At 68.0% G+C, this 17,139-nt stretch carries 13 protein-coding genes and 2 tRNA genes; 8 read left to right on the top strand and 7 right to left on the bottom strand.

Annotated features, from left to right (window positions below):
• Window positions 1–35: 35 nt before the first annotated feature.
• The 3 genes from G6N66_RS02645 to G6N66_RS02635 all read right to left on the bottom strand — a co-directional run bounded on the left by G6N66_RS02645 (window position 36) and on the right by G6N66_RS02635 (window position 522).
• Window positions 36–109: transfer RNA gene (locus G6N66_RS02645), tRNA-Met, on the bottom strand.
• Window positions 110–145: 36 nt separating this feature from the next.
• Window positions 146–218 (bottom strand) — tRNA-Thr (locus tag G6N66_RS02640).
• A gap of 91 nt (window positions 219–309) precedes the next feature.
• Window positions 310–522 carry a type II toxin-antitoxin system VapB family antitoxin gene (locus tag G6N66_RS02635; protein WP_085233378.1) on the bottom strand — a complete coding sequence of 71 codons (213 nt, stop codon included), beginning with the start codon at window positions 520–522 and terminating at the stop codon, window positions 310–312.
• 90 nt (window positions 523–612) lie between these two features.
• Here G6N66_RS02635 and G6N66_RS02630 point away from each other — a divergent pair, with 90 nt between their 5' ends.
• From G6N66_RS02630 to G6N66_RS02610, 5 genes are read left to right on the top strand one after another with little or no spacing between them, the layout of a single operon-like run.
• Entirely contained in the window at window positions 613–1,326 is a 714-nt protein-coding gene (locus G6N66_RS02630) for an MBL fold metallo-hydrolase (protein ID WP_085233376.1), read from the top strand.
• A gap of 37 nt (window positions 1,327–1,363) precedes the next feature.
• On the top strand, window positions 1,364–2,197 hold the full coding sequence (locus G6N66_RS02625) for a hypothetical protein (protein WP_085233374.1): 834 nt from the start codon (window positions 1,364–1,366) through the stop codon (window positions 2,195–2,197).
• A 39-nt stretch (window positions 2,198–2,236) separates the two neighbouring features.
• The gene (locus tag G6N66_RS02620) at window positions 2,237–2,932 is read left to right on the top strand and encodes a crotonase/enoyl-CoA hydratase family protein (protein ID WP_085233373.1); all 696 of its coding nucleotides are present in this window, start codon (window positions 2,237–2,239) and stop codon (window positions 2,930–2,932) included.
• Between the two features lie 57 nt (window positions 2,933–2,989).
• Entirely contained in the window at window positions 2,990–5,371 is a 2,382-nt protein-coding gene (locus G6N66_RS02615) for a molybdopterin oxidoreductase family protein (RefSeq protein WP_085233583.1), read from the top strand.
• Window positions 5,368–5,847, top strand: a complete 480-nt coding sequence (locus tag G6N66_RS02610) for a hypothetical protein (protein WP_085233372.1) — start codon at window positions 5,368–5,370, stop codon at window positions 5,845–5,847. Before G6N66_RS02615 ends, G6N66_RS02610 begins: the two co-directional genes overlap by 4 nt.
• Here G6N66_RS02610 and G6N66_RS02605 read toward each other — a convergent pair.
• The 4 genes from G6N66_RS02605 to G6N66_RS02590 all read right to left on the bottom strand — a co-directional run bounded on the left by G6N66_RS02605 (window position 5,844) and on the right by G6N66_RS02590 (window position 8,728).
• A complete protein-coding gene (locus tag G6N66_RS02605) occupies window positions 5,844–6,860 on the bottom strand; it encodes a patatin-like phospholipase family protein (RefSeq protein ID WP_085233370.1) in 1,017 nt (338 codons plus the stop codon). The two genes, G6N66_RS02610 and G6N66_RS02605, sit on opposite strands and share 4 nt — an antisense overlap.
• A 25-nt stretch (window positions 6,861–6,885) precedes the next feature.
• Window positions 6,886–7,329: a cyanase gene (cynS, locus tag G6N66_RS02600; protein ID WP_085233368.1), complete on the bottom strand. Its 444-nt coding sequence runs from the start codon at window positions 7,327–7,329 to the stop codon at window positions 6,886–6,888.
• Window positions 7,330–7,458: 129 nt separating this feature from the next.
• Window positions 7,459–8,241 (bottom strand): class I SAM-dependent methyltransferase, encoded by a 783-nt coding sequence (locus tag G6N66_RS02595; protein WP_276012866.1) that lies wholly within the window; start codon window positions 8,239–8,241, stop codon window positions 7,459–7,461.
• Window positions 8,213–8,728, bottom strand: a complete 516-nt coding sequence (locus G6N66_RS02590) for a nitroreductase family protein (RefSeq protein WP_085233367.1) — start codon at window positions 8,726–8,728, stop codon at window positions 8,213–8,215. Before G6N66_RS02590 ends, G6N66_RS02595 begins: the two co-directional genes overlap by 29 nt.
• Before the next feature lie 66 nt (window positions 8,729–8,794).
• Between G6N66_RS02590 and recC the strand changes: the two genes are divergently transcribed.
• The 3 genes from recC to recD are packed head-to-tail and all read left to right on the top strand — an operon-like array spanning window position 8,795 to window position 17,138.
• The gene (recC, locus tag G6N66_RS02585; protein WP_085233365.1) at window positions 8,795–12,070 is read left to right on the top strand and encodes an exodeoxyribonuclease V subunit gamma; all 3,276 of its coding nucleotides are present in this window, start codon (window positions 8,795–8,797) and stop codon (window positions 12,068–12,070) included.
• Window positions 12,070–15,402: an exodeoxyribonuclease V subunit beta gene (gene recB / locus G6N66_RS02580; RefSeq protein ID WP_085233364.1), complete on the top strand. Its 3,333-nt coding sequence runs from the start codon at window positions 12,070–12,072 to the stop codon at window positions 15,400–15,402. Before recC ends, recB begins: the two co-directional genes overlap by 1 nt.
• Window positions 15,399–17,138 carry an exodeoxyribonuclease V subunit alpha gene (recD, locus tag G6N66_RS02575; RefSeq protein WP_085233363.1) on the top strand — a complete coding sequence of 580 codons (1,740 nt, stop codon included), beginning with the start codon at window positions 15,399–15,401 and terminating at the stop codon, window positions 17,136–17,138. The genes recB and recD overlap by 4 nt, the downstream gene beginning before the upstream one ends.
• Window position 17,139 lies beyond the last annotated feature (1 nt).

Below are 17,139 nucleotides of genomic sequence, written 5' to 3'. Positions count from 1 at the left end.
TGTTCTTTCTCGGTCTTATCTCGTGTATTGGGTTGTAGCGATGGCCGGACTCGAACCGGCGACCTAACGATTATGAGTCGTTCGCTCTAACCGACTGAGCTACATCGCCTCGGGTACGCGCCGCCAGCCTGCTCGGCGTCAGCCGAGCCCCCTAACGGAATCGAACCGTTGACCTTTTCCTTACCATGGAAACGCTCTACCGACTGAGCTAAGGGGGCCGTTCACCCGTAGCGACCAGTCGTGCGGGTCTCTTTCGCGGGCCTAAAAGAGGTTACAGCCTGGCCCGCAACGCCACCAAACCACTAGGCCTCACTCGGTGTCGGCCCGTGGCCGGCGGCGCAACGCCGCGAGGTCGCTGAACTGGTCGTACTCGTCTTCCTCGGGGAGGTGTTCGCCGTCGGAGGAGTCCAGCAGGCAGCGCAGCGCGAGGTGGACGGCTTGTTCGCGACCAAGCAGACGGTATCTGCGGATCACCGCTTGGAGCAGGTCGTCGTCAATCTCGATCGCGACCGTTTTCGGCATGGACCAGCAATACCCAGTGGATTCAAACCCAACCTGCCGAAGGCTGGGACGAGTTTTGGACGAGCCTTGGACGAACCCTAGTCTGGTCACGTGTCAGAGGACCGCCTGTACTTCCGCCAACTGCTCTCCGGCCGCGACTTCGCCGCCGGCGACGGGTTCGCCATGCAAATGCGCAACTTCGCCTACCTGATCGGCGACCGTGAGACCGGCGACTGCGTCGTGGTCGATCCCGCCTACGCGGCCGGCGATCTTCTCGACGCGATCGAGGAGGACGGCATGCGGTTGTCCGGGGTGCTGGTGACCCATCACCACCCGGACCACGTGGGCGGGTCGATGATGGGCTTCGAGCTGGCGGGACTGGCCGACCTGCTCGAGCGAAAAGCCGTGCCGGTGCACGTGAATACCCATGAGGCGCTTTGGGTTTCGCGGGTCACCGGGATCGGCCTCGACGACCTGACCGCCCATGAGCATCGCGACAAGATCAGCGTCGGCGACATCGAAATCGAGCTGCTGCACACGCCGGGCCACACACCGGGCAGCCAGTGCTTTCTGCTCGACGGCCGACTGGTCGCCGGCGACACGCTGTTCCTGGAAGGCTGCGGACGCACCGACTTTCCCGGCGGCGACTCCGACGAGATGTACCGCAGCCTGCACCAGCTTGCCCAGCTTCCCGGGGACCCGACGGTATTTCCCGGGCATTGGTATTCGGTCGAACCGAGTGCGTCGCTGTCGGAGGTCAAGCGTTCGAATTATGTGTATCGCGCCTCTAATCTCGACCAGTGGCGCATGTTGATGGGCGGCTGAGCCGCCGGATCGCCGCGATGTAGGGGGGACGGATTCAATGGGGTGGATCCAGGACAGCTGGCACCGGGTCACGGAAGTGGGGTCCGGCACCTGGCTGGCGTGGGCGGCGTGGGGGGCGCTTGCGCTGGGTGTGGTCGCACTGGTCTTCGCGAACGCGCAAATCAAACGCAACCGCAGGCTGGCCGCGGAGCGGACCCGGCCGCATGTCGCCATGCTGATGGAGCCGCACGCCGCCGATTGGCATGTCATCGAACTGGTGGTCCGGAATTTCGGCCAAACCGCGGCGCACGATATCCGTTTTTCGTTTCAGAATCCGCCGACGGTGGCCGAATACGAAAATGCCGCCGACGGCTACGCCGATATCGGCGAACTGAAACTTCCCGCCGGATTACCGGTACTGGCGCCCGGCCAGGAGTGGCGAATGGTGTGGGATTCGGCACTCGACCGCGCCGAACTCGGGAACGGCATCGAGTCCCGGTTCACCGGCAGCGTGCTCTACTGCGACCGCCCCGAACAGCCGCGCGGGTGGCGGTTCTGGAACCGTGAGCGGCCCGTGCTGCAGACCAAGGTGGTGTTGGACTGGAACGCCCTGCCGCCCGTCCAGCGCATCGAGTTGATGACGAACCACGACCTGGCGAAGAGGGAAAAGCAGAAGCTGGAGTTGCTGCGCAGCCTGCTGACCTACTTCCACTACGCCAGCAAGGAAACGCGTCCCGAGGTGTTCCGCGCCGAAATCGATCGAATCAACCGCGCCGTGGCCGAGACCCAGGACAGGTGGCGCACTCGCCAGCTCGAAGAACCCACCGATGTCAGCCTGCGCTGGGGTAACGCCGAAAGCGAACTGGGTAAGCATCACAGCCAGCGGGTCTGATTCAATCAACGGGCCTGCCAGTACTGCGAAGGAGCAACCATGAGCGGCCCGGTGACCTACCGCCACAACGAATCCATCGCGGTCATCAGGATGGACGACGGCAAGGTCAACGCGCTGGGCCCGACGATGCAGCAGGCCCTCAACGAGGCGATCGACAACGCCGACCGTGACGACGTCGGCGCGCTGGTGATCACCGGCAACGAGCGGGTCTTCAGCGGCGGCTTCGATCTGAAGGTATTGACGTCGGGCGAGGTGCAGCCGGCGATCGACATGCTCAGGGGCGGGTTCGAGTTGGCGTATCGGCTGTTGTCCTACCCCAAGCCGGTGGTGATGGCGTGCACCGGTCCGGCCATCGCGATGGGGGCGTTCCTGCTGTCATCCGGTGACCACCGAGTGGCCGCCCACGCGTACAACATTCAGGCCAACGAAGTGGCGATCGGCATGACCATCCCCTACGCCGCCCTGGAGATCATGAAGCTGCGCCTGACGCCCTCGGCCTACCAGCAGGCCACCGGACTCGCCAAGACGTTCTTCGGGGAAACCGCGCTGGCCGCCGGCTTCGTCGACGAGATAGTGCTGCCGGAGATGGTCCTCAGTCGCGCCGAAGAGGCCGCGCGCGAATTCGCCGGCCTGCACCAACATGCCCACGCCGCGACCAAGTTGCGGGCACGCGCCGACGCGCTGAAAGCCATCCGCGCCGGAATCGACGGGATTGAAGCCGAATTCGGCCTGTGACGATGCCGTGAGCGCTGGGGTTTCGGGCGTGCCGCCGCGGGTAGGCCTTCCGACATGGTGTCAACAGACCGCATCGCGGACCCGTGGGGGCCGCGGACGCCGTACGCACCGGGTGAGCCGTGGCCACCACGCGTCGACGAGTTCCTCGCCGACGGAATCACCGCCGCGTCGGTGGACAAATGGGTGCAATCGGCCGCGGTCTTGCACTCCAACGGCGACGGGTTGGACATCGCCGTCAAGGACGGGCGGATCGTCGGCGTCCGCGGCCGTGACGTCGACCGGGTCAACCGCGGGCGCCTGGACCCCAAGGACATGTTCGGTTGGCAGGCCAACGCCTCGACGGACCGGCTTACCACCCCGCTGATCCGAGTCGGCGACGAACTCCACCCCTGCGACTGGGACTCCGCCATGGAACGGATCGTCACGCGCAGCCGGGAATTGCTCGACACCCAGGGGCCCAGCTCGATCGGCTTCTATACCTCCGGGCAGCTGTTCCTCGAGGCCTACTACACGCAAGGAGCGATCGCCCACGGCGCGATCGGCACCAACCACGTCGACGGAAACACCCGCCTGTGCACAGCGACGGCAGCCGAGGCCCTGAAGGAATCGTTCGGCTGCGACGGGCAGCCGGGTTCCTACACCGACGTCGACCACGCCGACGTCATCGCGCTGTTCGGACACAACGTCGCCGAGACCCAGACGGTGCTGTGGGCGCGGATGCTGGATCGGCTGGCCGGTGCCGCGCCGCCGGCGATCGTGTGCGTCGACCCCAGGCTCACGCCGGTGGCACGGCACGCCACCGTGCACCTGGCGCCGCTGCCGGGCACCAATGTGGCCCTGATGAATGGGCTGCTGCACGAGATCATCGCCCATGACTGGATCGACCACGACTACATCGACGCCAACACCGTCGGTTTCGACGAGCTACGCAAGCGGGTCGGGGAGTTCCCGCCCGAGCGGGCCGCCGAGATCTGCGGCGTCGACGCCGACGACATTCGGCAGGCGGCGCGCCTGATCGGCACCGCCGAACGGTTGTTGTCGACGGTGTTGCAGGGCTTCTACCAGTCGCATCAGGCCACCGCGGCGGCGGTGCAGGTCAACAACATTCATCTGCTGCGCGGCATGCTCGGCAAACCCGGCTGCGGAGTGCTGCAGATGAACGGGCAGCCGACCGCGGAGAACACGCGGGAATGCGGCGCCGACGGCGACCTGGCCGGCTTCCGGAACTGGTCCAACGACGGCCACATCGCCGAGCTGGCCGACCTGTGGAACCTTGAGCCGCTGCAGATTCCGCACTATGCGCCGCCCACGCACGCGATGCAGATGTTCCGCTTCGCCGAGGAGGGAACGCTGCGCATGTTGTGGGTCACCGCCACCAATCCGGCGGTGTCGCTGCCCGAGTTGTCCCGCATCCGCGACATCCTGTCCCAGGAGCGGCTGTTCCTGGTGGTGCAAGACATCTTCATGACCGAGACCGCCGCGCTGGCCGACGTGGTGTTGCCCGCCGCGGCGTGGGGTGAGAAGACCGGTACCTTCACCAATGCCGACCGCACCGTGCATCTGTCCGAAAAGGCCGTCGAGCCACCGGGTTTCGCGCGCTCGGACCTGGACATCTTCCTCGACTACGCGCGACGGATGGACTTTCGCGACAAGGACGGCCAACCGTTCCCACCCTGGACCGACCCCGAGTCGGCGTTCGAAGCGTGGAAGAAGTGCAGCGCCGGCCGCCCGTGCGATTACACGGGCCTGACGTATGACAAGCTGCGCGGCGGCAGCGGCATCCAATGGCCTTGCAACGCCGAACATCCCGATGGGACCGAACGACTTTGCGCCGATGCGAAATTCTGGGCGGCGCCCGACTACTGCGAGGCCTACGGCAAGGACCTGATCACCGGCGCCCCGCTGGAGCCCACCGAGTACCGTGCGATGAACCCGTTCGGCAAGGCCATCATCAAGGCCGCCGAGTTCGTTCCCCCACATGAGCGACCCAGCGCCGACTACCCCTTCGCGTTGATCACCGGACGCACCGTCTACCACTTCCACACACGTACGAAAACCGCTCGGGCACAACAACTTCAGCAGGCCGCACCGGAGGTGTGGGTCGAAGTGTCGCAACGGGACGCCCAGCGCCTGGAGATCAAGGATGGCGATATCGTCGAGGTGACTGCGCCACGGGGCAGCGTCACGTGTCCCGTCCGCGTCAACGGGATCCGCGACGGCGTGCTGTTCGTGCCCTTCCACTACGGCTACTGGGACACCGACGGCACGGCACACCGGCGCGCGGGAAACGAGCTCACGCTGACCGACTGGGACCCGGTATCCAAACAACCGATCTTCAAAACGGGCGCCGCCCGCCTGCGGAAAATGCCGAAAAGCCCAGGGCACAAGGAACATTCGAACGGCGCCGGGGCGCCGGCGGCCGCGGGAGCCCAGGCATGAAACTCAAACTGGCGATCCGTGAGCTGCACCGCTCCGAACGTAAACTGGCGCACGAACTCAACGTGATGGCCGCGCGTCACCACAGCGACCAGGACATCCACCACCTGGCGCTCGATTTGGCCGGCTGGTCGCAGCACCACCTCGCCGAGCTGGCCGACCACGGCCGTCACTACGGTCTGCGCCTGTCGGGCAAGCCGCGCACCGCCGCGATGACGGGGCCCGTCCAATCGCGACTGAGTGGCCTGCTGCGCCGCCGCCCGGAACCTGGGCTGCTGCTGCTCGCCGACCTGCGTCGGATACACCGGCTGGCCGCGGGCGCATCGCTGGATTGGGAACTGCTGTCGCAGGGCGCGCAGGCCGCCAAGGATGAAGAGCTGCTCAGCCTGGCTGCGCGCTGTCACCCGGAGACGCTGCGCCAGATGCGCTGGGCCAACGCCATGCTCAAGGAACTCTCGCCGCAGGTACTGGCCAGCTAGTCGAACCGCCGAAACCGCTGCAAATACTCCTCCCAGTCCCAGGTCGACACGAACTCCTGGGCCGCGACGTACCCCTTTTGGTAGAGCATCTCGGCGTCTTGCCGACCGATGCTGAAGTCGAGAAAGTTCACCGATGTCGAGTCGACCCGAATGGCGCGCGCACTCACCCACGGCTGGTTGAGGTGGGTCTGATCGTGACCGACGAACATGGTGGTGATCAACTTTTCCAGCAGCGACGGCGGCCCAAGACGACGCAGCGCGCCCAACGCCGGGATCAACTGGTCGTTGCCTTCGGGCAGGTTTGGCAGCACGGTCACGCCGAAGGTGGGCCAGCGCGGCCGCCGGCGATCGGGCCGGTCGAACGAGTCGATCGGAAAGTTCGACAGCACGCCCCCGTCGACCAGGGTGGAGGTTATCCCGTTGGCGCTGGTCAGCTCGACCGGTCGAAAGTAAAACGGGATCGCCATCGACGCGCGCACCGCGTCGGCCACCGGCTGGTCGTCGGGATCGAGCCCATAGACCCGCCGATAATCCCACGGCAACCGCACCAACTGACCCCGCGTCACATCGGCGACGGTGACCACCAGCCGGTAGCGGCGCTGCTCGATCAACAGCTCGTCGTCGAGGGCCAGGTCGCCGAATGTGGTGACGCCCAAGTTCTTCAGTTCGCTGCGGATCCAGGCGTGCGCAAAATCCCCGCGATACATGCCGGTCTCACGCAGCAAGCCCCACGCCTTGCCGACCATCGGGACTCGTCCGATGGCGCCGCGGTCGCGAAACTTGTGGTACGGCAGGGTAAGCGCAATTTCTTTGATCTCGTCCGTGGTGAGCTGATTCCCGTTCGACGAGGCCGCCAAAATCGACCCGACGAGCGATCCGGCTGACACGCCGGACACCCGCTTGACCGAATACCCGGCATCCAAGAGCGCGACCACCGCCCCCACCAGGCCGATGCCCTTGACGCCGCCACCGGACAGCACGAGATCCAAGGGTTTTGGCTGCTCGTCCTTCATTGCTTATGCCTCGGCACAGATGCAGTCATACCCAGTCATACGGAAGGAACTTGCCATCGAAGGTCACCACGATGCGATCACCCGACGGATGCGGCTTCTTCTGCACGTCGACGCTGAAGTTGATCGCGCTCATGATGCCGTCGCCGAACTGCTCGTGGATCAGTTCCTTGATGGCAGGGCCATACACCTGAAGCGCTTCGTAGAAGCGGTAAATGGTCGGGTCGGTGGGAACGGCAGTGGGCAGCCCGCCGCGCATGGGCGGCGCGGCAAGCAGCGGTATCACCGCATCATCGAGACCGAGCAGGTCGACCAGGACCTTGCCGAGTTCGGCGGGTATCGGGTGTTGGCCCAGCAACGCCGCCGTGGTCCACACCACCGGCCTGTCGATGGCGTCGGCCAGCTGCCGCCAGCTCAGACCCTTGGCCAGGCGAGCAACGACGATCTGTTCGGTGATCTCGTTTCTGTTCATCGCCCCAGCATGCACCACGCGGATCGAGGTGCGGGGCGAACCGTTGTCGGCCTGACTCGCTGCCTGGGCTTTATCGACGGCGCTCCGTGTCGCGAAAGTGTTGCGCCGAAAGGGTTTTCGCGCCCGGCCTCACATCGGCTTGGTGGCCGTCACCAACCGGGTGGAAAACCAGGGGCCGCCGTACCACATCCGCCAACCGAGGTTGCGACGCCGAACATTGCACCAGCCCAGCTCGCGCAACCGCTGCTCGTGCTGGCGGGTCTCCCACAGGTCGGCGATGGCCAAGCGCCCGCCCGGGCGCAGCACACGAACGGCCTGATCCAAAGCCAGGCGGCGACCTACGCGGGTCGGAATGTTGTGGATGGCAAGGTTGCTGACGATGACGTCGACGCTTTCGTCGGGCAACGGCAGGGCCGTCATGTCGGCGGTGTGCAGTTCGACGCGCTCGGTCACGCCTTCGCGTTCGGCGTTGGACAGCGTGGACTGCGGGGAGTTGTCGGTCTGGTCGGCCTGCCACAGATCGACGCCGATCGCGCGACCCCGCGGCAACCGCTTGGCCGCGGCGAGCAGGACGGCGCCGCGCCCACACCCCAGGTCGAGCAGGGTTTCGTCGCCGCGCAGCGCCAGGTCGTCGAGAACCCCGTCCCACACCCGGAATTTGCCGGATCGCGTCGCGTAGATGTACCAGGCCGCCGTCGCGATGATTTCGACGGCCGACCCCGCCGCCAGCGTCGCCGCCACCCGGTTACCGCGCGCGAGGCTGATGCCCGCCCCCGCCAACAGGGCGGCCGATCCCGCGCCCACGACCGCCAGCTGCGTTCCCGCCGAGACGGTGTGGAAAGACCCGTCGTACCCGTACTCGCCGCGATGCTCGGACACCGAGTCACCACCGGCCGCGGTGGACGACCTCATCGAACGGGCGCCGATCCGGGTTGCGGATGGGGCGCAGTGGGCGATCGGCGGGATATCCGACGCCGAGCATGAAGGCCACCAGGTGGTCGTCGGGCACACCCAGGATGGCGCGCGCCTTGTCCTGGTCCCCCACCGACGAATGCCCCGTCCCGATGCCCAGGTCGGTCGCCGCGATCATCATCGCCATCGTCGCCTGACCGACGTCGTAGTTGTCGGTCACCAGCCTGCGCTCGTCCGGCGGGACCGGGACCACCAGGACGATCGCCGCCGGCGCCTTGGCGATGTGACCCGCGCCGCGCCACACCGTCGAGAGCTCCCGCAGCTGGGCCGGGTCGGTGACGATGACAAAGTCCCACGGCTGGCGGTTTTTCGCCGAAGGTGCGCGCCATCCCGCCTCGGCGATGCGGTCCAGATCAGCTTTGGAAACCGGCTCCGGCGTGTACTGGCGAACGTTGCGTCGGGCACGGATCGCGTCCCAAGTTTCCACTTGCCCTCCTGAAGTCACAAACCATCGTGCCACCGGTGTCGGTCGGACCGTCTAGGGTGGCCCGCAATGGCGCTTCATCTTCACCGTGCGGAGCGGACCGACCTGCTGGCCGACGGCCTCGGCGCCCTGCTGGCCACACCGCTGCCCGACCCGTTTGCCGAGGAGCTGGTCCTGGTGCCCGCCCGCGGCGTGGAACGCTGGCTGAGCCAGCGGCTTTCGCACGTCCTCGGGTGCGGGCACGGCAGCCGCGACGGGGTGTGCGCGGGGGTGGTGTTCCGCAGTCCCGGGTCGCTGATCGCCGAAATTACCGGGACCGCGGATGAGGACCCGTGGTCGCCGGAGGCGATGACGTGGCCGCTGCTGGATGTGATCGACTGCAGCCTCGACGAGCCGTGGTGTGCAGCGCTGGCAAAACATTTGGGCCACTTCGACATCGACGCCGACGAGGCCGAGCTGCGCAAGGGCCGGCGCTACGCGGTCGCCCGCCGGCTGGCCGGGCTGTTCGCCTCCTACGTGCGGCAGCGGCCGCAGCTAGTCGTCGACTGGCTGGAAGGCAGGCCCGGCGACCTCGACGGCGACCTGGCCTGGCAGCCCGAACTGTGGCGGGCGCTGGTCGCCGCCGTGCCGGCCGATCCCCCACACATCCGCCACGAAAAGGCCGTCGCCCGGCTGCGAGAGGGCCCGGCCGACCTGCCGCCACGGTTGTCGCTGTTCGGCCACACCCGGCTGGCGTGCACCGACGTGCAGCTGCTCGACGCGTTGGCCACGCACCACGAGCTGCATCTGTGGCTGCCGCACCCCAGCGACGAGCTGTGGCGGGCGCTCGCCGACCTGCGCGGCGCGATCCCCCGCCGCGCCGACACCAGCCACCGTGCGGTGAGCCATCCCCTGCTGGCGACCCTGGGGCGAGACCTGCGCGAGCTTCAGCGCGGGCTGCCCACGGATGTGCACACCGACGAGTATTTGCCCGGTGCCCAGCACCCCGACACGCTGCTCGGCTGGTTGCAGTCCGACATCGCCGCCAATGTGGTTCGGCCGCAAGGCCGTACGCTCGCCGCCGATGACCGCTCGGTGCAGATACACAACTGCCACGGTCCGGCCCGCCAGGTCGACGTGCTGCGCGAGGTGTTGCTGGGTCTGCTGCAGGACGATCCGACGCTGGAGCCGCGCGACATCCTGGTGATGTGCCCCGACATCGAGACCTACGCGCCGCTGATCGTCGCCGACTTCGGGCTCGGCGACGTGGTGCACGGCGCGCATCCCGCGCACCGATTGCGGGTGCGGCTGGCGGACCGCTCACTGATCCAGACCAACCCGCTGCTGGGTGTGGCCGCGCAGCTGATCGCGCTGGCCGGCGGCAGGGTGACGGCCAGCGAGGTGCTCAACTTCGCCGCGGCCGCGCCCGTGCGCGCCAAATTCGGTTTCACCGATGACGAAGTGGACGACATCACCCGCTGGGTCCGGCAGGCCAACATCCGGTGGGGCTTCGACCGCGAGCACCGGCGGCCGTTTCACGTCGACTTCGTGCACAACACGTGGCGTTTCGGCATCGACAGGTTGCTGGCCGGCGTCGCCATGTCCGAGGACTCGAATGCGTGGATCGACTCGACGCTGCCCCTCGATGACGTCAGCAGCAACCGCGTCCAATTGGCCGGCCAGTTCGCCGAATTCGTCGACCGGCTGCAGCGGGTGGTCGATTCGCTGACGGGCACCCGCCCACTGCGGCAATGGCTGGAGTCCTTGACCGAAGGCATCACGCTGTTGGCGCACATCGACGACGCCGACCTCTGGCAGGCCAGCCAGATGCAGCGCGAGTTCGCCGAAGTGATCGCCGATGCCGGCCCGCGGGCCGACACCGAGCTGCGGCTGCCGGACATCCGGGCGCTGCTGGACCGACACCTCGCCGGGCGCCCGACGCGGGCCAACTTCCGCACCGGCACCCTGACGGTGTGCACCATGGTGCCGATGCGTTCGGTGCCGCACCGGGTGGTCTGCCTGGTCGGCCTCGACGACGGCGTGTTCCCCCGCCTGAGCGTCGTCGACGGCGACGACGCGCTCGCCCGCGACCCGATGACCGGCGAACGCGACATCCGTTCGGAGGACCGGCAATTGCTGCTCGACGCCATCGGCGCGGCCACCGAAAAGCTCGTGATCACCTATACCGGCGCCAACGAACACACGGGCCAGCCGCGCCCGCCCGCGGTGCCCCTGGCCGAACTGCTGGACGCGCTCGACGTCACCACCCCGGACCGGGTCCGCGAGCGCATCGTCGTCGAACATCCGTTGCAGCCGTTCGACGTTCGCAATGTCATCCCCGGCGAGTTAGTGCCGAAAGTTCCGTTCAGTTTCGATCGGACCGTGCTGCGGGCGGCGCGGGCCAGCGCCGGGCAGCGCGGCGAACCGCCCGAATTCATCAGCGGCCCGCTGCCCGCCCCGCCCGCCGACGACGTCATCCTCGCCGACCTCGTCGCGTTCCTCAAGGATCCGGTGAAGGGCTTCTTCCGCGCGCTGGAGTTCACCCTGCCGCGCGACGTCGACGGCGTGCAGGACGCCATGCCGGTCGACATCGATGCCCTCGAGGAGTGGACGGTCGGCGACCGGATGCTGCGCGACATGTTGGGCGGCATGACCCCCGACGACGCGCGGCAGGCCGAGTGGCGGCGCGGCACGCTGCCGCCCGGCCAGCTGGGTTGGCGCCGCGCCAACGAGATTCGCGAGCAGGCCACCCTGTTGGCCAAGGCCGCCCAGCAATACCGGCGGACCCAGGCGCGGGCGTATGACGTGGACATCGACCTGGGCGGCGGGCGCCGGCTCACCGGCACGGTGTCGCCGGTGTACGGCGATCGGCTGGTCTCGGTCACCTATTCCAAGCTGGACGGCAAGCACCTGCTCGAGTCGTGGATTCCGTTGCTTGCGTTGATCGCTCACGATCGAAACCGCGACTGGTCGGCGGTATGCATCGGGCGCCCCAAGCGGGGCACCACACCGCGGGTGGAGGGGCTGGGCCGGCCGGACGAAGGCGCCGCCGTGCTGCTGCGCGAGTTGGTGAAGATTTACGACGCTGGACGCCGCGAGCCACTTCCGTTGCCCGTCAAGACATCCTACGCGTGGGCGGCGGCGCGGCACTGCGGTGACGATCCGATACGCGAGGCGCAGTTCCGTTGGAAATGGGAGGATGAAGAGCCGGCTCACGTGCGGGCCTGGGGTAAGAACGCGCGGCTGGCCGACCTCATGCAAGCGCTGCGCCCGGGCGAGGCGTACGACGGCGAAGACAACCGGCTCGGCGCCTACTCGGCGCGGCTGTGGCTACCGATGCTGCGCGCGGAGAGGAAGCCGTCTTAATGCAGCGCTTCGATCTGCTGGGACCGCTGCCCGCTCGGCGGTCCACCACGGTGCTGCAGGCCAGTGCGGGCACCGGCAAGACGTTCGCGCTGGCCGGTCTGGTGACCCGATACATCGCCGAGGGCGAGGCGACGCTGGACCAGATGTTGCTGATCACGTTCTCCCGGGCGGCCAGCCAGGAGCTGAGAGAGCGCGTCCGCGCCCAAATCGTGCAAGCCGTAAGGGCTTTCGACGACTCGGCGGTCGCCGGCGACAACCAGTTGGTGCAGCACCTGATCGAGGGCAGCGACGCCGAGCGCGAGGAACGCAAGCGCCGGCTCCGCGACGCGCAGGCCGGCTTCGACGCGGCGACGATCGCCACCACGCACCAGTTCTGCCAGCTGGTGTTGCGTTCGCTCGGGGTGGCCGGTGATACCGCCGCGAGTACGACGTTGCTGGAAAGCCTCGACGAGCTGGTCGCCGAGATCGTGGACGATCTGTACCTGGCCCACTTCGGGCAGGAGCGCGACGATCCGGTGCTGTCGTATCCTGACGCGCTGCGGGTGGCGCGCGAGGTGGTCAACAACCCGTCGACGGAGCTGCGGCCCCACGACGCGGAGCCCGGATCGCCGGCCGCCGTGCGTGTCGATTTCGCGAAAGCCGTTCTCGCCGAACTGGATACCCGCAAGCGACGCCTGGGGGTGCTCAGCTATGACGACCTGCTGATCCGACTGGCCGATGCGCTGGACGCCGACGACTCCCCCGCGCGGATGCGCATGCATCAACGTTGGCCGATCGTGATGGTCGACGAATTCCAGGACACCGACCCCGTGCAATGGCGGGTCATCGACCGTGCGTTCAGCGGGTGCTGCACCGTGATTCTGATCGGCGATCCCAAGCAGGCCATCTATGCGTTCCGCGGCGGCGACATCGTGACGTACCTGCAGGCGGCCGACAGCGCGGGCGAAAGGATGACGCTGGCTACCAACTGGCGCACCGATTCCGCGCTCGTCGATCGGCTGCAGGTGGTGCTGCGTGGCGCGCAACTCGGCGATGCCGCGATCGTCGTGGACGAGGTCGAGGCCCACCACCGGGGCCACCGGCTTGCCGGTGCGCCGCACAACGATCCGTTCCGGTTGCGCGTGGTGCGGCGCGCGACCTTGGGCCGCAGCGGCACCGCCAACTTGCCGATCGACGAGCTTCGGGCGCACATCGGCGCCGACCTCGCCGCCGACATCGGCGCGCTGCTGGCCAGTGACGCGACCTTCGACGGCAAGCCCCTGCAGGCACGCGACATCGCCGTGATCGTGGAAAAGCACCGGGATGGCGCAGCCTGCTTCAATGCCCTCTGCGACGCCGGCATACCGGCCGTCTACACCGGCGAATCCGATGTGTTCGGCTCGGACGCCGCCGCGGATTGGCTGTGTCTGCTGGAGGCGTTCGACCAACCCCACCGCCCGGGCATGGTGCGCGCCGCCGCGGCGACCATGTTCTTCGGCGAGACCGCGGAATCGCTTGCGGCGGGCGGTGATGAACTGACCGACCGGGTCGCCGAGACGTTGCGCGAATGGGCCGGCCACGCGCGCGAACGTGGCGTCGCGGCGATCTTCGAGGCCGCGCAGCTGCGTGGCATGGGCGATCGCCTGCTATCCGTCCACGGCGGCGAGCGTCACATGACCGACCTGGCGCACATCACCCAACTGCTCCAGGAGGAAGCGCACCGCGAGCATTACAGCCTGCCCGCGCTGCGTGATTGGCTGCGCAGGCAACGCGACGAACGCAGCGGCGCCACCGAACGCAACCGGCGGTTGGACAGCGACGCCGCCGCCGTGCAGGTCATGACGGTGTACGTCAGCAAGGGTCTGCAATTCCCGATCGTGTATCTGCCGTTCGCGTTCAACCGCAATGTCCAGGAGCGCGACGTCGTGCTGTTTCACGACGAAAACGATCAACGCTGCCTGTATATCGGCGGCAAGGACGGTCCGAACTTCCGGGCTGTGCAGGCACAGGGCCGCGCGGAGGACGCCAGCGACGACAGTCGGCTGACCTACGTGGCGATGACCCGGGCGCAGTCGCAGGTGGTGGCGTGGTGGTCACCGGCCCGCGACGAACCCAACGGCGGGCTGTCGCGGCTGCTGCGCGGTCGTCGGCCGCGCGAGGCGGTGGTGCCCGATGTCGTTGTGCCCGCGAAGATCTCCGACGACGACGCGATGGCCCGGTTGCGGGAGTGGGAGGCCGCCGGTGGCCCGGTGCTGGAGGACTCGGTAGTCGCGGCGCCTCGCGCGGTGCCGCCACAACCGGTGCCGACGGATCTCGAGAGCCGCCACTTTCACCGCACCATCGACACGGAGTGGCGGCGCACCTCGTACTCGGGCCTGATCCGCGTTGCCGAGACTTCTTCGGCGGCTTCGGCGGCGTCAGCGGGCTCGGGGGTGAGCAGCGAGCCCGAGACCACCGAGCTGGATGACGAGGCAGCCGAGATTCTGTTGCCGGACGCCGCATCCAAACCGGATCTGCCGTCACCGATGGCGGATCTGCCGACGGGCGCGAAGTTCGGCACGCTGGTCCACGCCGTTCTGGAGACGGCCGATCCGCTCGCCGCCGATCTGGCCACCGAGTTGGAGTCGCAGATCCGTCAGCACTCGGTGTGGTGGCCGGTCGACGTGGCACCGGAGGTGCTGGCCGCGGCGATGGTACCGATGCATGACACTCCGCTGGGCCCCCTGGCCGACGGTTTGACGCTGCGGCAGATCGGCCTACGGGATCGGTTGCGCGAATTGGACTTTGAGTTGCCGTTGGCCGGTGGCGACCTAAGTTCGGTCGCCGTCGACGGCCATCTGGCGGATGTGGGGCGATTGCTGCGCGAGCACCTACCGGCCGACGATGCGATGGCGCCGTATGCCGACCGGTTGACCGGCCGGGCGCTCGGCGACCAGTCGCTGCGCGGATACCTCACCGGCTCGATCGACGCCGTGTTGCGGGTGCGCGACGGATCCGGGCATCGATACCTGGTGGTGGACTACAAGACGAACTGGCTCGGTGACCCGCAGCGAGCTCTGAGCGCCGCCGACTACAACCGGTCGCGGCTGGTCGAGGCGATGCTGCATTCGGACTATCCGCTGCAGGCCCTGCTGTACAGCGCCGTGCTGCACCGGTTCTTGCGTTGGCGGGTAACCGATTACGATCCCGACCGGCACCTCGGCGGAGTCCTCTATCTGTTTGTGCGCGGCATGTGCGGCGCGGACACACCGATGGTCGACGGGCACCCGTGCGGGGTGTTCAGTTGGCAGCCACCGCCGGCCCTGATCGTGGCGTTGTCGGATCTGCTCGATGCGGGGCGGGTGGCCGCGTGACGCTGCAAGCGATCGCCGCCGAAGGACTGCTGCGGACCTTCAGCGATGCCGACATCTTCGAAGCCGCCGATGTCCATGTGGCACAACGTCTTACGGAGCTCGTCGGCGAACCGGACGAGCGGGTGGCGCTCGCCGTCGCGCTGGTGGTGCGTGCGCTGCGCGGCGGTTCGGTGTGCGTGGACCTGCGGCAGGCCCAAGCGCAGATCGCCGCGACGCACGAGGCCGACCTCCCTTGGCCCGCTGCCGACGAGTGGCTGGCCGCCGTGCGGGCCAGCCCGTTGCTCGGGTCGCCCCCGGTGCTGCGGTTGCTCGGCGAGCTGGTGTACCTGGACCGCTACTGGCTCGAGGAGGAACAGGTGTGCACCGACCTGCTCGCGCTCAAGACCAGTTCCGCGGCGGTCGAATTGCCAAGCTACGGTCGGCTTTTCCCGCAGGACCATGACGAACAGCGCGCGGCCGCCGACATCGCGCTGTCGCAGGCGGTGACCGTGCTGACCGGGGGGCCGGGAACCGGCAAGACCCACACCGTCGCGAGGCTGTTGGCGCTGTTGGTCGAGCGCGCCGAAGTCGTCGGCGCACCGCGCCCCCGGATCGCGCTGGCCGCTCCCACCGGCAAGGCGGCCGCGAGGTTGACCGAGGCGGTGGCCGCCGAGGTCGAGCAGCTCGCTCCGGACGATGCGGCCCGGGTGGCGGGTCTGCGCGCGACCACGCTACACCGGCTGCTGGGTCCTCGACCGGATACGTCGGTGCGGTTCAAGCACAATCGGGGCAATCGGCTCCCACACGATGTCATCGTGGTCGACGAGACGTCGATGGTGTCGCTGACGATGATGGCCCGGCTGCTGGAAGCGGTGCGGCCGGACAGCCGACTGATCCTGGTGGGCGATCCCGACCAGCTGGCCTCGGTGGAGGCCGGCGCGGTGCTGGCCGACTTGGTGGAAGGCCTGACCGCGCGCGACGAGGTGTGTGTCGCCGCCCTGCACACCAGGTATCGGTTCGGCGAGTCGATTGGCGCGCTGGCGGAAGCGATCCGGATCGGCGACGCCGACCGCGTCGTCGAAGTGTTGCGGACCGGCGGTGAGCATGTCGAGTGGATCGATGACGATCACCCCGGCGAGCGGCTGCGCGAGGTGCTGGTTCCGCACGCCCTGCGCGTGCGCGAGGCCGCGGTGCTCGGTGACGCGGGGCAGGCGCTGACGATCCTCGACGAGCACCGACTGTTATGCGCGCACCGTCAGGGGCCCCACGGCGCGTCGCACTGGAACCGGCAGGTGCAGCGCTGGCTTTCGGAGGAGACCGGCCAGCCGCCGTCGCTGGAGTGGTATGCCGGCAGGCCGTTGTTGGTGACGGCCAACGACTATGGGCTGCGCATCTACAACGGCGACACCGGTGTGGTGGTCGCCGGACCCGACGGCTTGCGGGCCGTCATCGCCGGCGCCGGCGGGCTGCTCAACTTCGCGACCAGCCGCCTGGCCGAAATCCAGACCATGCACGCGATGACGATCCACAAGAGCCAGGGCAGCCAGGCCGGCGAGGTCACGGTGCTGATGCCGCCGCAGGATTCGCGACTGCTCACCCGGGAGCTGCTCTACACCGCCGTGACCCGGGCCAGGGTGAAGGTTCGGGTGGTCGGCTCCGAGGACGAAGTGCGCGCCGCGCTGCAGCGTCGCGCCATTCGGGCGAGTGGGCTGCGGCTGCGACTGCAGGCCGCGGCGACCGCGGCCTCGGGGCGCTGAT

The organism is Mycobacterium conspicuum (assembly GCF_010730195.1).
Taxonomy (GTDB): Bacteria; Actinomycetota; Actinomycetes; order Mycobacteriales; family Mycobacteriaceae; genus Mycobacterium; species Mycobacterium conspicuum.
This window is presented reverse-complemented; position numbering and strand designations above follow the sequence as displayed.

Bases quoted from the DNA above. Each gene is read 5' to 3' on its own strand.
- G6N66_RS02625 (WP_085233374.1), top strand. From the start codon at position 1,364: ATGGGGTGGATCCAGGACAGCTGGCACCGGGTCACGGAAGTGGGGTCC.
- G6N66_RS02605 (WP_085233370.1), bottom strand. From the start codon at position 6,860: ATGAAGGACGAGCAGCCAAAACCCTTGGATCTCGTGCTGTCCGGTGGC.
- cynS (WP_085233368.1), bottom strand. From the start codon at position 7,329: ATGAACAGAAACGAGATCACCGAACAGATCGTCGTTGCTCGCCTGGCC.
- G6N66_RS02635 (WP_085233378.1), bottom strand. From the start codon at position 522: ATGCCGAAAACGGTCGCGATCGAGATTGACGACGACCTGCTCCAAGCG.
- G6N66_RS02610 (WP_085233372.1), top strand. From the start codon at position 5,368: ATGAAACTCAAACTGGCGATCCGTGAGCTGCACCGCTCCGAACGTAAA.
- G6N66_RS02620 (WP_085233373.1), top strand. From the start codon at position 2,237: ATGAGCGGCCCGGTGACCTACCGCCACAACGAATCCATCGCGGTCATC.
- recC (WP_085233365.1), top strand. From the start codon at position 8,795: ATGGCGCTTCATCTTCACCGTGCGGAGCGGACCGACCTGCTGGCCGAC.
- recB (WP_085233364.1), top strand. From the start codon at position 12,070: ATGCAGCGCTTCGATCTGCTGGGACCGCTGCCCGCTCGGCGGTCCACC.
- G6N66_RS02595 (WP_276012866.1), bottom strand. From the start codon at position 8,241: ATGAGGTCGTCCACCGCGGCCGGTGGTGACTCGGTGTCCGAGCATCGC.